Raw genomic sequence first — 13907 nt, forward strand, 5'->3', positions numbered from 1 at the left:
ATGTTCAGTACCGTTCTGATTGCTAACCGTGGCGAAATTGCCTGCCGCGCTATCCGCACCCTGAAACGTCTTGGCGTAAAAAGTGTGGCGGTATATTCCGACGCTGACCGCAACGCACGCCATGTGAAAGAGGCTGATGTGGCGATTGCCCTTGGCGGCGACAAAGCCAGCGACAGCTACCTGAGAATCGACAAAATCCTTGCTGCCGCTAAAGAAACCGGCGCAGAAGCCATCTGGCCGGGCTACGGTTTCCTTTCTGAGAGCCTGCCGTTTGCCGCCGCCTGCGAAGAAGCCGGTATCGCCTTTGTTGGCCCGACCGCGCAGCAGATTGGCGAGTTTGGCCTCAAGCACCGCGCCCGTGAACTGGCAGCCAGTGCTGGCGTGCCGATGACGCCGGGCACCGCGTTGCTGACCTCGCTGGAAGAAGCCCTGAGCGCTGCCGATCGCATCGGTTATCCGGTGATGCTGAAAAGCACCGCCGGTGGTGGTGGTATCGGCCTGACGCGTTGCGCCGACGCCGATGCGCTGCGCAACGCCTGGGAGAGCGTGCGTCGTCTCGGCGAACAATTTTTCAGTGACGCAGGCGTGTTTCTTGAGCGCTGCATCGATCGCGCCCGCCACGTTGAAGTACAGATTTTTGGCGACGGCAGCGGCAAAGTAATTGCTCTGGGCGAACGCGACTGCTCGCTGCAACGTCGTAATCAGAAAGTGGTGGAAGAAACTCCAGCGCCAAACCTACCGCAGGCCACGCGTGAAGCGCTGCTGGCCTCAGCGGTGCGTCTCGGCGAGCTGGTCAGCTACCGTAGTGCAGGCACCGTGGAATATATCTACGACGCCGAACAGGACGCGTTCTATTTCCTCGAAGTCAACACCCGGCTCCAGGTAGAACATCCGGTCACCGAGTGCGTCACCGGTCTTGATCTGGTGGAGTGCATGTTGCAAGTGGCGGCGGGCGACAGCCTCGACTGGGCGCGAATGCAGCAGGCACCGCAAGGCGCATCCATTGAAGTGCGCCTGTACGCGGAAGATCCGCTGAAAAACTTCCAGCCCAGCCCTGGCGTGCTGACCGGCGTCAGCTTCCCGGACGATGTGCGCGTTGATGGCTGGATCGATACCGGCACCGAAGTCTCCGCGTATTACGATCCGATGGTCGCCAAGCTGATCGTCCATGCCGACACCCGTGATGCCGCGCTGGCGAAAATGCAGCAGGCGCTGGGGGCCACCCAACTGCACGGTATCGCCAGCAACCTGGATTATCTGCGTCAGATCGTTGCCACCGAGGCGTTCCGCAGCGGCAAGGTCTGGACACGTTACCTCGACAGCTTCACCCCGGCGGCCAGCGTGATTGAAGTGCTGCAACCCGGCACCTTCAGCAGCATTCAGGATTTTCCGGGTCGCCTCGGCTATTGGGATATCGGCGTGCCGCCATCTGGCCCGATGGATGATTTCGCCTTCCGTCTTGCCAACCGTATTGTTGGCAACCACGAAGCCGCTGCCGGTCTGGAATTCACCCTGCAAGGCCCGACGCTGCGTTTTCACAGCGACGCGCTGATTGCCCTGACCGGTGCCGATTGTCCGGCCGATCTCGACGGTGAGCCGGTTAGCTACTGGCAACCGGTTAAGGTCACGGCAGGACAGACACTGACACTGGGCCGCGCCCACAGCGGTTGTCGCACCTATCTGGCCGTGCGTAACGGTTTTGATGTACCGGAGTATCTCGGCAGCCGTTCAACCTTCTCACTCGGCCAGTTTGGCGGCCATGCCGGACGTACGTTACGCGTCGCCGATATGCTGCCAATCTCCCAACCTCTGCTTGCGGCCTGCACCACGCCTGCCCCGGTCAGCGAACCCCAGGCGCTCGATCACGCACTGGTGCCGCACTACGGCAGCGAATGGCGTATCGGCGTACTCTACGGACCGCACGGCGCACCGGATTTCTTCACCCAGGCCGCTATCGATGAATTCTTCGCCAGCGACTGGCAGGTACATTACAACTCCAACCGTCTTGGTGTGCGTCTGGTAGGTCCGAAACCGAGCTGGACGCGTGCCAACGGTGGCGAAGCCGGGTTGCATCCTTCCAACGTGCACGACTGTGAATATGCCATCGGCGCGGTGAACTTCACCGGTGACTTCCCGGTGATCCTTACCCATGACGGCCCAAGCCTCGGCGGCTTCGTCTGCCCGGTCACCATCGCCAAAGCCGAGCTGTGGAAAGTTGGTCAGGTGAAGCCGGGTGATCGTATCCGATTCCACCCGATCAGCGCCGACGAAGCGGTGGCGCTGGAGAAAGCCCAGGCCCATAGCGTCGCGACCCTGCGTTCTGCCCATGCACCTGCGTTTGACGTACCGTCACTGGCGGCCAGCGACATCGGCTCGGCGACGCTGCTGGCGGCATTACCCGCCACCACCAGCACCCCGGCAGTGGTATATCGCCAGGCCGGTGATAAATACGTGCTGATTGAGTACGGCGACAACGTGCTGGATCTGGCACTGCGCCTGCGCGTGCATCTGTTGATGCAAGCACTGCGGGATCGCGCCGTGCCTGGTGTGGAAGAGTTGTCACCCGGCGTGCGTTCGTTGCAGGTGCGCTACGACAGCCTGATCCTCAGCCAGCCGCAACTGATGGCGCTGCTGCTGGAACTGGAAGCCGGACTGGGTGATGTCAGCCAGTTGAAAGTGCCGTCGCGCATTGTCTGGATGCCGATGGCATTTGAAGACAGCGCCACGCTCGGCGCGGTGGAACGCTACAAAGAAACCGTGCGCGCCACTGCGCCGTGGCTGCCGAACAACGTCGACTTTATCCAGCGTATTAATGGCCTGGAGAGCCGTGAAGCAGTGCGCGATACCATTTTCGATGCCAGCTACCTGATCCTCGGTCTGGGCGATGTCTATCTCGGCGCGCCCTGCGCGGTGCCGGTCGATCCGCGTCATCGCCTGCTGAGTTCCAAATACAGCCCGGCGCGTACCTTCACCGCTGAAGGCACCGTAGGCATTGGCGGCATGTACATGTGTATCTACGGCATGGACTCCCCCGGTGGCTACCAGTTGGTCGGCCGCACGCTGCCCATCTGGAACAAATTCCTGAAAAACGATCAGTTCGCGGCCGACGAGCCCTGGCTGCTGCACTTCTTCGATCAGGTGCGTTTCTACCCGGTAAGCGAAGCAGAACTGACACAGTTACGCGACGACTTCCGCGAAGGTCGTGCACGTATCCGCATCGAGGAGACGCTGTTCGACTTCGCTGCCCACCAGCAATTCCTGGTTGAGCACGCCGATTCAATCGCCGAGTTCCGTGCCCGCCAGGCCGCCGCCTTTGAACAGGAAGTGACGCTGTGGGCGCAGGAGGAGCAGAACGCACCGCTGACCAGTGAAGAGACGCTGGTGGTGGCGGAAGAGGACGACTCCGCACTGGCGGTGAGCGCCGATATGAACGGCAACATCTGGAAAGTGCTGGTGCAGCCGGGTGATGAAGTGGCCGCCGGTCAGACGCTGATCATCGTCGAGGCGATGAAAATGGAGCTGGCTATTGTCGCACCCGAGGCGGGTCGCGTGAAACGTATCGCCTGCCAGGCGGGGCGTCCGGTGAGTCCGGGCGACACCCTGCTGTGGCTGGAATAAGGAATGCCCATGAGTACCAGCCCGCAACGCAGCAAAGGCCGTCCGGAAGCGCTGGCAGAGAAAGTCTACCAGGCGCTGAAGAACGATATTTTCGAGTTTCGCCTGATGCCCGGCGACCGCTTTAGCGAAAGCGAAATCGCCGAACGGATGGAGGTCAGCCGCACGCCGGTGCGTCAGGCGCTTTTCTGGCTGGAGCGGGAAGGTTATGTCGAGGTTTGGTTCCGCAGCGGCTGGCAGGTTAAGCCGTTCAACTTTGAATACTTCGAGGAGCTATACGATTTCCGCACCGTGCTGGAACGCGAAGCGGTGCGCCGTCTCTGCTCGCTGCCGCCGTTGCAGTGCGCGGAAACCCTGACCGAGCTGAAAATTTTCTGGATCGATAACCCGCGTCTGGAAGATGGCAAAACCGTGTCGCTGCACGACGAAGCCTTTCATATGGCGCTGGTCAGCGCCACTGGCAACCGGGAAATGGCCCGTGTGCACGCCGAACTGACCGAAAAAATTCGCATCATCCGTCGTCTCGACTTCACGCGCGACGACCGGGTCGATGCCACGTACCGCGAGCACGCTCAGATTTTACGGGCGATATTTCAGCAACATACCGAGGAGGCACAGCGCATTCTGACCGACCATATCGCCGTCAGCAAAGCAGAGGTCAGAAAAATCACTTTACACATGTTACAGCAGGCCCGGCTTCAACCCATTGAATAACAACACATTACACATTTAGGGGTTTAAACGATGAAAAGACGTTCGTTGCTTAAGGCTTTCGCTCTCTCCGCTACCGTTGTCAGCATGGGCTTTGCCTTTGGTGCCCAGGCTGCCGATACCATCAAAGTGGGGATTATGCACTCGCTCTCCGGCACCATGGCCATTTCGGAGACACCGCTGAAAGATGTTGCGCTGATGACCATTGATGAAATTAACGCCAAAGGTGGCGTACTGGGCAAAAAGCTGGAACCGGTGGTAGTTGACCCAGCCTCCAACTGGCCGCTGTTTGCCGAGAAAGCCCGTCAGCTGCTGACGCAGGACAAAGTCGCGGTGGTGTTTGGCTGCTGGACCTCGGTATCGCGTAAATCGGTGCTGCCGGTGTTTGAAGAGTTGAACGGCCTGCTGTTCTATCCGGTGCAATACGAAGGGGAAGAGATGTCGCCGAACGTGTTCTACACCGGTGCGGCACCGAACCAACAGGCGATTCCGGCGGTGGAATATCTGATGAGCGAAGACGGCGGCAGCGCTAAACGCTTCTTCCTGCTGGGCACCGACTACGTCTACCCGCGCACCACCAACAAGATCCTGCGCGCCTTCCTGCATTCGAAAGGGGTACAGGACAAAGATATCCAGGAAGTGTATACGCCGTTTGGTTACAGCGATTACCAGACCATCGTCTCCAACATTAAGAAATTCTCTGCGGGTGGCAAAACTGCGGTGATCTCCACCATCAACGGCGACTCCAACGTGCCGTTCTACAAAGAGCTGGCGAACCAGGGCATCAAAGCCACCGATATTCCGGTGATCGCCTTCTCGGTGGGCGAGGAAGAACTGCGCGGTATCGATACCAAACCGCTGGTCGGCCAGTTAGCGGCGTGGAACTACTTTGAGTCAGTCGATAACCCGACCAACGCGAAGTTTGTCGCCGATTACAAAGCCTATGCCAAAGCGCATAACCTGCCGAACGCCAACACCGTAGTGACTAACGACCCGATGGAAGCGACCTATGTCGGCATCCATATGTGGGCGCAGGCGGTAGAGAAAGCCGGTACTACCGATGTGGATAAAGTACGTGCCGCGATGGCCGGACAAACCTTTAAAGCGCCGGACGGTTTCACCCTGACTATGGACAAAACCAACCACCATCTGCATAAGCCGGTGATGATCGGTGAAGTCGAAGAGAACGGTCAGTTCAACGTGGTGTGGCAGACCGACAAACCGGTTCGCGCCCAGCCGTGGAGCCCGTATATCGCCGGTAACGATAAGAAGCCTGATTATCCGGTGAAATCAACGCAGTAAGGTGCGGCCTGTGCCCTCACCCTAACCCTCTCCCGCAAGCGGGAGAGGGGACAGATCGAGCAAGCGTTTGCATGTAGCACACCTCCCTCTCCCTTATGGGAGAGGGCCGGGGTGAGGGTAACAGCACGCACCTTCCCCCCATTACCCACCCCAACCACAGGGCCAGAACCATGACAATTCGCCGCTATCTCTGCTGTCTGCTGTTGCTCCTGCCCTGGCTGGCCCAGGCGGGCGATGGCGCAGATTTCGCTGCCGCCAGTCGTACGCAGCAGGCCACGCTGCTCCAGCAATGGGCCGCCGCGCCACAGGCCAGTCGCCTGCCGCTGCTGGAGGCACTGCGCAATGAAACCGTGGTCATTGATGAACACAAACAACCGTTCAGTAAACAGGACGATAAATTCCAGCCGCTCGACAGCGCGCAACAGCCGAGTGGCGAAACCAAAAAACTCTTTATGAACAACCGGCTGCGCGTGTTGATCGCCAGTGCGCTCGCCGCACATCAGCTGGTCAGTGCCGACCCTGCCATTCGCCTGCGTGCCGCGCAGCAACTGCAAAACGACGGCGCTGCCGACCAATTACCGCTGATTGAACAACGTCTCGCCAGCGAAAAAGACAGCAAGGTGCACGCCACCCTGGCGATGGCTGCCGCCAACCTGCAACTCACCAGCCCCGATGCGCAGGTACGCCTGAAAGCGGTAAAACTGTTGGGAGAATCCAGCGATCCTAATATGCAGGCCAGCCTGCAACAGCTGACGCAAGCGGCGAACGAACCCGATGCGCAGGTACGGGCCGCCGCCAGCGACAGCCTGCAACAAATCAAGCATCGCCTGATGTGGGGCGACCTGCTCGGCCAGGCCTTTACCGGCCTGTCGCTCGGTTCGATCCTGCTGCTGGCGGCGCTCGGCCTGGCGATCACCTATGGTCTGCTCGGCGTGATCAATATGGCGCACGGTGAAATGCTGATGCTGGGTGCTTACGCCACCTGGCTGGTGCAAAGCCTGTTTCAGCAGTTCGCGCCGCAATGGCTGGCGTGGTATCCGCTGCTGGCGCTGCCAGTCGCCTTCCTGGTCACCGCTGTGATGGGGATGGTGCTGGAACGTACCATTATCCGTCATCTGTACGGTCGCCCGCTGGAAACCCTGCTCGCCACCTGGGGCATCAGCCTGATGTTGATTCAACTGGTGCGGATGCTGTTCGGCGCGCAGAACCTGGAAGTCGCCAACCCGGACTGGCTCTCCGGCGGGATGCAGCTGCTGCCAAACCTGGTGCTGCCGTATAACCGTATCGCGGTCATCGTGTTCGTGTTCGCCGTGCTGGGTTTGACCTGGCTGCTGCTGAACAAAACCCGCCTCGGCCTCAGCGTGCGTGCCGTGACGCAAAACCGGGCGATGGCAGATTGCTGCGGCGTTCCTACCGGGCGCATCGATATGCTGGCGTTTGGCCTCGGTTCCGGTATCGCCGGGCTGGGCGGCGTGGCGTTGTCGCAGCTGGGTAACGTCGGCCCTGAACTCGGTCAGGGTTACATTATCGACTCCTTCCTCGTGGTGGTGCTGGGTGGCGTCGGCCAGTTGGCAGGCACCGTGGTGGCCGCGTTCGGGCTGGGCATTCTCAACAAGGTGCTGGAACCGCAGATTGGTGCGGTGCTCGGTAAGATCCTGATTCTGGTGTTGATCGTTCTGTTTATTCAGAAACGTCCCCAGGGGCTGTTTGCCTTTAAAGGGAGGGTGATTGACTGATGAGCCAGCCACTGACCTTAACCGCCGCGCGCAAAGCGCCGCGTCTGACACTCAGCCTGGGCGTGCTTATCGCGCTGCTGCTGTTGATCATGCCGTTCTTTGCGCTGCTGCCCGCCAGCCATCCGCTGGCGCTCTCGACCTATACGCTGACGCTGGTCGGCAAGATCCTCTGCTATGCCATTGTCGCGGTGGCGCTTGACCTGGTGTGGGGTTATGCCGGGCTGCTGTCGCTCGGCCACGGCCTGTTTTTCGCCCTCGGCGGTTATGCGATGGGGATGTATTTGATGCGTCAGGCGTCCGGCGATGGCCTGCCTGCGTTTATGTCGTTCCTGTCGTGGAATGAATTGCCGTGGTTCTGGGCCGGGACACAACACTTCGCCTGGGCACTATGCCTGATCGTGCTGGTGCCAGGACTGTTGGCCTTGGTGTTCGGTTTCTTCGCCTTCCGCTCGAAGATCAAAGGTGTTTATTTCTCGATCATGACGCAGGCGCTGACCTACGCAGGCATGCTGCTGTTTTTCCGCAACGAAACCGGCTTTGGCGGCAACAACGGCTTCACCGGCTTCACCACCCTGCTCGGCTTTAACGTCACCGCCACCGGTACGCGCATCGGATTGTTTGTCGCCACCGTGTTGTTGTTGCTGGTCAGCATCGGCGTCGGTTTTGCCCTGGCGCGCAGCAAGTTTGGTCGGGTGCTGACGGCGGTGCGCGATGCAGAAAACCGCCTGATGTTCATCGGCTACGATCCGCGTGGTTTTAAGTTGTTCGTCTGGACCCTCTCCGCCGTGCTGTGCGGGCTGGCGGGCGCGCTCTACGTCCCGCAGGTCGGCATTATCAACCCAAGCGAAATGTCCCCCACCAACTCCATCGAAGCCGCTATCTGGGTGGCGCTGGGTGGGCGTGGCACCCTGATTGGCCCCTTGCTCGGCGCGGCGATTGTCAACGGCGCGAAAAGCTGGTTCACCGTCGCCTTCCCGGAGTACTGGCTGTTCTTCCTGGGACTGATGTTTATCCTCGTTACGCTGTTCCTGCCGCGTGGCGTGATTGGCCTGCTGCGCCGGAGGAAAGATGACTGAACAACTGTTTACCCAACCGCATCCGGCGGATCGCCATCGCGATCAACGTGATCCGGTGCTGCTGCTGGAAAATATTAACGTGTCGTTTGACGGTTTTCGCGCGCTGACCGACCTGTCGTTACAGATCGGCGTTGGCGAATTGCGTTGCGTCATCGGCCCTAACGGCGCGGGTAAAACCACGCTGATGGATGTGATCACCGGTAAAACACGACCCGATAATGGACGAGTGATTTACGATCAGGACACCGATCTGACCGCCCTGTCTCCGGTGGAGATCGCCCGCGCCGGGATTGGCCGCAAATTTCAGAAGCCGACGGTATTTGAAGCGCTGACGGTGTTCGAAAATCTCGAGATCGCCCTGAAAAATGACAAATCGGTGTGGGCCAGCCTGCGCGCCCGTCTCAACGGTGAGCAGCAGGATCGCATCGACGAGGTGCTGAAGCTGCTGCGTTTGGGCGGCGAACGTCAGCGCAAAGCCGGTCTGCTGTCGCACGGACAAAAACAGTTTCTGGAGATTGGCATGTTGCTGGTGCAGGACCCGCACCTGTTGTTGCTGGATGAACCGGCAGCGGGCATGACCGATGCGGAAACCGAGTACACCGCAGAATTGTTCCGCAGCCTCGCCGGTCAGCATTCGTTGATGGTGGTGGAACACGATATGGGGTTTGTCGAAACCATTGCCGACCATGTGACGGTGCTGCATCAGGGCCAGGTGCTGGCCGAGGGATCGTTGCGCGAAGTACAGGCCGACGATCGGGTAATCGACGTTTATCTGGGGCGCTGAGATGTTACAGGTATCGGATCTGAATCAATATTATGGTGGCAGCCACATTCTGCGCGGCTTGTCGTTTGAAACCAAACCCGGCGAAATCACCTGTCTGCTGGGACGTAACGGCGTAGGCAAAACCACGTTGCTGAAGTGCCTGATGGGGTTGATACCGGCTAAGTCCGGCGAGATCCGCTGGCAAGATAAGGTGATCAACCAGCGCAAACCGCATCAGCGGGTGCAATCTGGCATCGCCTACGTTCCCCAGGGCCGGGAAATTTTTCCGCGTCTGACGGTAGAAGAGAATCTGTTAATGGGACTGGCGCGCTTCTCAGGTGCACAGGCCAAAGCGGTGCCGGAGGAGATTTATCAATTGTTCCCGGTACTGAAGGAGATGAAAGCGCGACGCGGCGGCGATCTTTCCGGGGGACAGCAGCAACAATTGGCGATTGGCCGCGCTCTCGCCGCCAAACCACAACTGCTGATCCTTGATGAACCCACCGAAGGGATCCAGCCGTCGGTGATCAAAGAGATCGGCGCGGTGATCCGTCAGTTGGCACAACGCGGTGATATGGCGATCCTGCTGGTGGAGCAATTTTACGACTTCGCCGCTGAGCTGGCCGACAACTACCTCGTCATGTCACGCGGTGAAATCGTGCAGCGTGGCCGTGGGGAAACAATGGAAGCGGATGGGGTGCGTGGACTGGTGGCGATCTGAGGTGATTTCTGGTTAACATGGCGCATGTTTTTTCCAGGAAAAACCGAGAGATGGAAACCCGCCGCTTTGATCGTATCACCCGCCTGGCGCTGGCGCTGAAACGCACCGATAAACTGCATCTGAAGGAAGCGGCACAGCTGCTGGGCGTGTCCGAGATGACCATCCGCCGCGATCTGACCGAACCGGCAAACGGCGTGGTGCTGCTGGGCGGCTACATCATGCGCGATCCGCGTCAGAACATCGCGCATTACTTTGTCAGCGACCAGCAAAATCTCAACGTCAGCAAAAAACAGCAGCTGGCGCAGCATGCGGCGGCCCTGATTGAGGCCAACGACACGGTTTTTTTTGACTGTGGCACCACGCTGCCGCTGGTGATTGATGCCATTGATGACGAGCTGCCGTTTACCGCCATTTGCAGCGCCATCAATACCTTTCTGGCGTTGAAAGAGAAGCCTAACTGCCGGGTGATTTTATCGGGTGGGGAGTTTCATGCCGACAACGCGGTATTCACGCCATTGGAACAAGTGACGGTACTGGACGCGCTTTGTCCGACCAAGGCCTTTATCTCTGCCGCCGGAATGGATGTACGTCAGGGTGCCACCTGCTACAACCTGAATGAGTTACCGATTAAACATCTGGCGTTGCAACGGGCGCAGACATGTATCGTGGTGGGCGACAGCAGCAAATATGGCAAAGTGCTGCCCGCCCGGATCGGCGATTTCTCGTTATTCGATATTCTGCTGAGCGACAGCCCGCCGCCACCTGCGTTGTTGAAGGTGATGCAGGTGGCCGGGGTTAAGCTGTGCTGCGGTTAGGCCCAGCGATCAATCACCGCCTCGCCGTCACGCAGACGGCGCAGGTTATCGCACACGCCTTTGATATTCCCTGCCAGCGAGATATCGGTGACACCGCCAATATGCGGTGTGGCAATCACGTTATGCTGAAACACCGCATCGTTGGGATCAGGCGGCTCCTGCCAGAACACATCTAAACCGGCTCCGGCCAGCGTTTGATTCTCAAGCGCGGAGAGAAACGCCGCTTTGTCGATCAGCCCGCCACGCCCAAGGTTTACCAGGAAAGCGGTGGACTTCATCTGCGCCAGTGCCGCCGCATCAATAATCTGATGGGTTTCCGCGCTGTGCGGCAGACTTAACACCACAAAATCAGACTCGGCCAACAGTTGCGGCAACTGGCTGATACTGCCTACCCAGTCAAGCTGATGCTCACGGGCAAAGGCTGCATCTGCTTCGCGTTTCACACCAATCATCCGCATACCAAAAGGCGCGAGGCGTTTTGCCAGCGCTTTACCGATACCGCCCAACCCGACCAGGCCGACGGTTTTGCCCATCAACCCCATGCCTATCGGCTGTCCGAGCAACTGCTGCGCCAGGCACTGCGCGATTTCCTGCTGACGGCGCGCCAGGCCGATCATCATCCAGATACCCAGCTCTGCGACAGAATCGGCGTTGCCGGAGTGATCAGAGGGGACATTTGCCACCATGATGCCGGCCTTCTTTGCCGCAGCGATATCAACGCCTTCCAGCCCGACGCCTGCCTGCTGAATCAGCTTCAGGCGATCAGCCGTTGCCAGTAGCCGCGCATCGACCCGGCACATACCGGGCACCAATGCATCAAACCCGGCGAGGCTCTCGGCCGCATGACCCGCTGACGCAACAAACTCCACATCGGGTAACATCTGACGAATCGACGGGATTAAACCGCCCCAGGCCTGTTCATCCGCAGCAATCAGCACTCTCATCGCACCTCCTCCCGTTTTAAGGCAAAAAGCCAGCATAGTCCGATGGCTGAGTGAGAATCAAACAGTTATCCGTTTATCGCGCCAGCTCCAGAAGTTTCCCCGCTGTGTCGCTGTGATTGGATCGGGAAAACGGCTAAACTTCAGCATCTGACGTCCACCTCCACAGACCAAGAGGCTCATTACAACGTGGCTCAATTCGTCTATAGCATGCATCGCGTCGGCAAAGTGGTTCCGCCGAAGCGTCATATTCTGAAGAATATCTCTCTCAGCTTTTTCCCTGGAGCCAAAATTGGTGTCCTCGGCCTGAACGGTGCGGGTAAATCAACCCTGCTGCGTATCATGGCGGGCATCGATAAAGATATCGAAGGGGAAGCCCGCCCACAGCCGGGTATCAAAGTCGGCTATCTGCCGCAGGAACCGCAACTCAACCCGGAACACACCGTGCGTGAATCCGTAGAAGAAGCGGTGTCTGAAGTGGTCGGTGCGCTGAAGCGCCTCGACGAAGTTTATGCGCTGTACGCTGACCCGGATGCCGATTTCGACAAACTGGCCGCTGAGCAGGGCCGTCTGGAAGAAGTGATCCAGGCCCATGATGGTCACAACCTGGAAACCCAGTTGAACCGTGCGGCGGATGCCATGCGTCTGCCAGAGTGGGATGCCAAAATCGCTAACCTGTCCGGTGGTGAACGCCGCCGCGTTGCGCTGTGCCGTCTGCTGCTGGAAAAGCCAGACATGCTGCTGCTCGACGAACCCACCAACCACCTGGATGCAGAATCCGTGGCCTGGCTGGAGCGTTTCCTGCACGACTTCGAAGGTACTGTCGTGGCGATCACCCACGACCGTTACTTCCTCGATAACGTGGCGGGCTGGATTCTGGAACTGGACCGTGGCGAGGGTATTCCGTGGGAAGGTAACTACTCTTCCTGGCTGGAGCAGAAAGATCAGCGTCTGGCGCAGGAAGCCTCTGCCGAAGCGGCACGTCGCAAGTCCATTGAGAAAGAGCTGGAATGGGTGCGTCAGGGCGCGAAAGGCCGTCAGTCGAAGGGCAAAGCCCGTCTGGCTCGCTTCGAAGAACTGAACAGCACCGAATACCAGAAACGTAACGAAACCAACGAACTGTTTATTCCGCCAGGCGCACGCCTCGGTGACAAAGTGTTGGAAGTCGCTAACCTGCGTAAATCCTACGGCGATCGCGTGCTGATTGACGATCTCTCCTTCTCGCTGCCGAAAGGCGCGATTGTCGGGATTATCGGACCGAACGGCGCGGGTAAATCTACCCTGTTCCGTATGATGTCCGGTCAGGAGCAGCCGGACTCAGGCACCATCGAGCTGGGCGAAACCGTGAAACTGGCGTCCGTCGATCAGTTCCGTGATGCGATGGATAACAGCAAAACCGTGTGGGAAGAAGTTTCCGGCGGTCAGGACATCATGCGTATCGGCAACACCGAAATGCCAAGCCGCGCTTACGTTGGTCGCTTTAACTTCAAAGGCACCGACCAGGGCAAACGCGTGGGCGAGCTGTCTGGTGGTGAGCGTGGTCGTCTGCACCTGGCGAAACTGTTGCAGGTTGGCGGCAACCTGTTGCTGCTCGATGAACCGACCAACGACCTCGACATCGAAACCCTGCGCGCCCTGGAAAACGCCCTGCTGGAATTCCCTGGCTGTGCGATGGTTATCTCGCATGACCGTTGGTTCCTTGACCGTATCGCTACCCACATCATCGATTACCAGGATGAGGGTAAAGTGGAGTTCTTTGAAGGTAACTTCACCGAATACGAAGAGTACAAAAAACGCACCCTCGGCGCAGAAGCGCTGGAGCCGAAGCGTATCAAGTACAAGCGTATGGCGAAGTAATTGCGCTAACGCGATAATAAAAGGCGCCTTAACCGGCGCTTTTTTTTGCGCGATAAATCCTGAACCGGATCGCGCGATAAATCGCGCCGCTACAGATATTTGCCCATCCCGTAGCGGCACGATTTATCGCGCAGTGATGATATTTGCCCAACCCGTAGCGGCACGATTTATCGTGCAGTGATGATATTTGCCCATCCCGTAGCGGCACGATTTATCGCGCTGTGATGATATTTGCCCAACCCGTAGCGGCACGATTTATCGTGCAGTGATGATATTTGCCCAACCCGTAGCGGCACGATTTATCGTGCAGTGATGATATTTGCCCAACCCGTAGCGGCACGATTTATCGTGCAGTGATGATATTTGCCCA

Annotated in this window: 10 protein-coding genes; 9 read left to right on the forward strand and 1 reads right to left on the reverse strand. The window is 58.7% G+C overall.

Features of this window, described 5'->3' with window-relative positions:
• The 8 genes from uca (at nt 1) to deoR (ending at nt 10739) form a co-directional block, all read left to right on the forward strand.
• The gene (gene uca / locus L579_RS13595; RefSeq protein WP_021184797.1) at nt 1–3618 is read left to right on the forward strand and encodes an urea carboxylase; all 3618 of its coding nucleotides are present in this window, start codon (nt 1–3) and stop codon (nt 3616–3618) included.
• Nucleotides 3619–3627: 9 nt separating this feature from the next.
• On the forward strand, nt 3628–4329 hold the full coding sequence (locus L579_RS13600; protein WP_021184798.1) for a GntR family transcriptional regulator: 702 nt from the start codon (nt 3628–3630) through the stop codon (nt 4327–4329).
• 30 nt (nt 4330–4359) lie between these two features.
• A complete protein-coding gene (urtA, locus tag L579_RS13605; RefSeq protein WP_021184799.1) occupies nt 4360–5628 on the forward strand; it encodes an urea ABC transporter substrate-binding protein in 1269 nt (422 codons plus the stop codon).
• A gap of 170 nt (nt 5629–5798) precedes the next feature.
• Entirely contained in the window at nt 5799–7364 is a 1566-nt protein-coding gene (urtB, locus tag L579_RS13610; protein WP_021184800.1) for an urea ABC transporter permease subunit UrtB, read from the forward strand.
• Entirely contained in the window at nt 7364–8440 is a 1077-nt protein-coding gene (gene urtC, locus L579_RS13615) for an urea ABC transporter permease subunit UrtC (protein WP_021184801.1), read from the forward strand. Before urtB ends, urtC begins: the two co-directional genes overlap by 1 nt.
• The gene (urtD, locus tag L579_RS13620; protein ID WP_021184802.1) at nt 8433–9224 is read left to right on the forward strand and encodes an urea ABC transporter ATP-binding protein UrtD; all 792 of its coding nucleotides are present in this window, start codon (nt 8433–8435) and stop codon (nt 9222–9224) included. Before urtC ends, urtD begins: the two co-directional genes overlap by 8 nt.
• 1 nt (nt 9225) lies before the next feature.
• Nucleotides 9226–9924, forward strand: a complete 699-nt coding sequence (urtE, locus tag L579_RS13625; protein ID WP_021184803.1) for an urea ABC transporter ATP-binding subunit UrtE — start codon at nt 9226–9228, stop codon at nt 9922–9924.
• A 50-nt stretch (nt 9925–9974) separates the two neighbouring features.
• The gene (gene deoR, locus L579_RS13630) at nt 9975–10739 is read left to right on the forward strand and encodes a DNA-binding transcriptional repressor DeoR (protein ID WP_021184804.1); all 765 of its coding nucleotides are present in this window, start codon (nt 9975–9977) and stop codon (nt 10737–10739) included.
• Here deoR and L579_RS13635 read toward each other — a convergent pair.
• On the reverse strand, nt 10736–11683 hold the full coding sequence (locus tag L579_RS13635; RefSeq protein WP_021184805.1) for a 2-hydroxyacid dehydrogenase: 948 nt from the start codon (nt 11681–11683) through the stop codon (nt 10736–10738). The two genes, deoR and L579_RS13635, sit on opposite strands and share 4 nt — an antisense overlap.
• A gap of 186 nt (nt 11684–11869) precedes the next feature.
• Here L579_RS13635 and ettA point away from each other — a divergent pair, with 186 nt between their 5' ends.
• A complete protein-coding gene (gene ettA / locus L579_RS13640) occupies nt 11870–13537 on the forward strand; it encodes an energy-dependent translational throttle protein EttA (RefSeq protein ID WP_071783592.1) in 1668 nt (555 codons plus the stop codon).
• Nucleotides 13538–13907: the final 370 nt, after the last annotated feature.

Source organism: Pantoea sp. AS-PWVM4 (assembly GCF_000468095.1).
GTDB classification, from domain to species: Bacteria; Pseudomonadota; Gammaproteobacteria; order Enterobacterales; family Enterobacteriaceae; genus Pantoea; species Pantoea phytobeneficialis.

Excerpts from the sequence above, each read along its gene's own strand:
- urtC (WP_021184801.1), top strand. The coding sequence starts at position 7,364 with ATGAGCCAGCCACTGACCTTAACCGCCGCGCGCAAAGCGCCGCGTCTG.
- urtE (WP_021184803.1), top strand. The coding sequence starts at position 9,226 with ATGTTACAGGTATCGGATCTGAATCAATATTATGGTGGCAGCCACATT.
- uca (WP_021184797.1), top strand. The coding sequence starts at position 1 with ATGTTCAGTACCGTTCTGATTGCTAACCGTGGCGAAATTGCCTGCCGC.
- L579_RS13635 (WP_021184805.1), bottom strand. The coding sequence starts at position 11,683 with ATGAGAGTGCTGATTGCTGCGGATGAACAGGCCTGGGGCGGTTTAATC.
- deoR (WP_021184804.1), top strand. The coding sequence starts at position 9,975 with ATGGAAACCCGCCGCTTTGATCGTATCACCCGCCTGGCGCTGGCGCTG.
- L579_RS13600 (WP_021184798.1), top strand. The coding sequence starts at position 3,628 with ATGAGTACCAGCCCGCAACGCAGCAAAGGCCGTCCGGAAGCGCTGGCA.
- urtD (WP_021184802.1), top strand. The coding sequence starts at position 8,433 with ATGACTGAACAACTGTTTACCCAACCGCATCCGGCGGATCGCCATCGC.
- urtB (WP_021184800.1), top strand. The coding sequence starts at position 5,799 with ATGACAATTCGCCGCTATCTCTGCTGTCTGCTGTTGCTCCTGCCCTGG.
- urtA (WP_021184799.1), top strand. The coding sequence starts at position 4,360 with ATGAAAAGACGTTCGTTGCTTAAGGCTTTCGCTCTCTCCGCTACCGTT.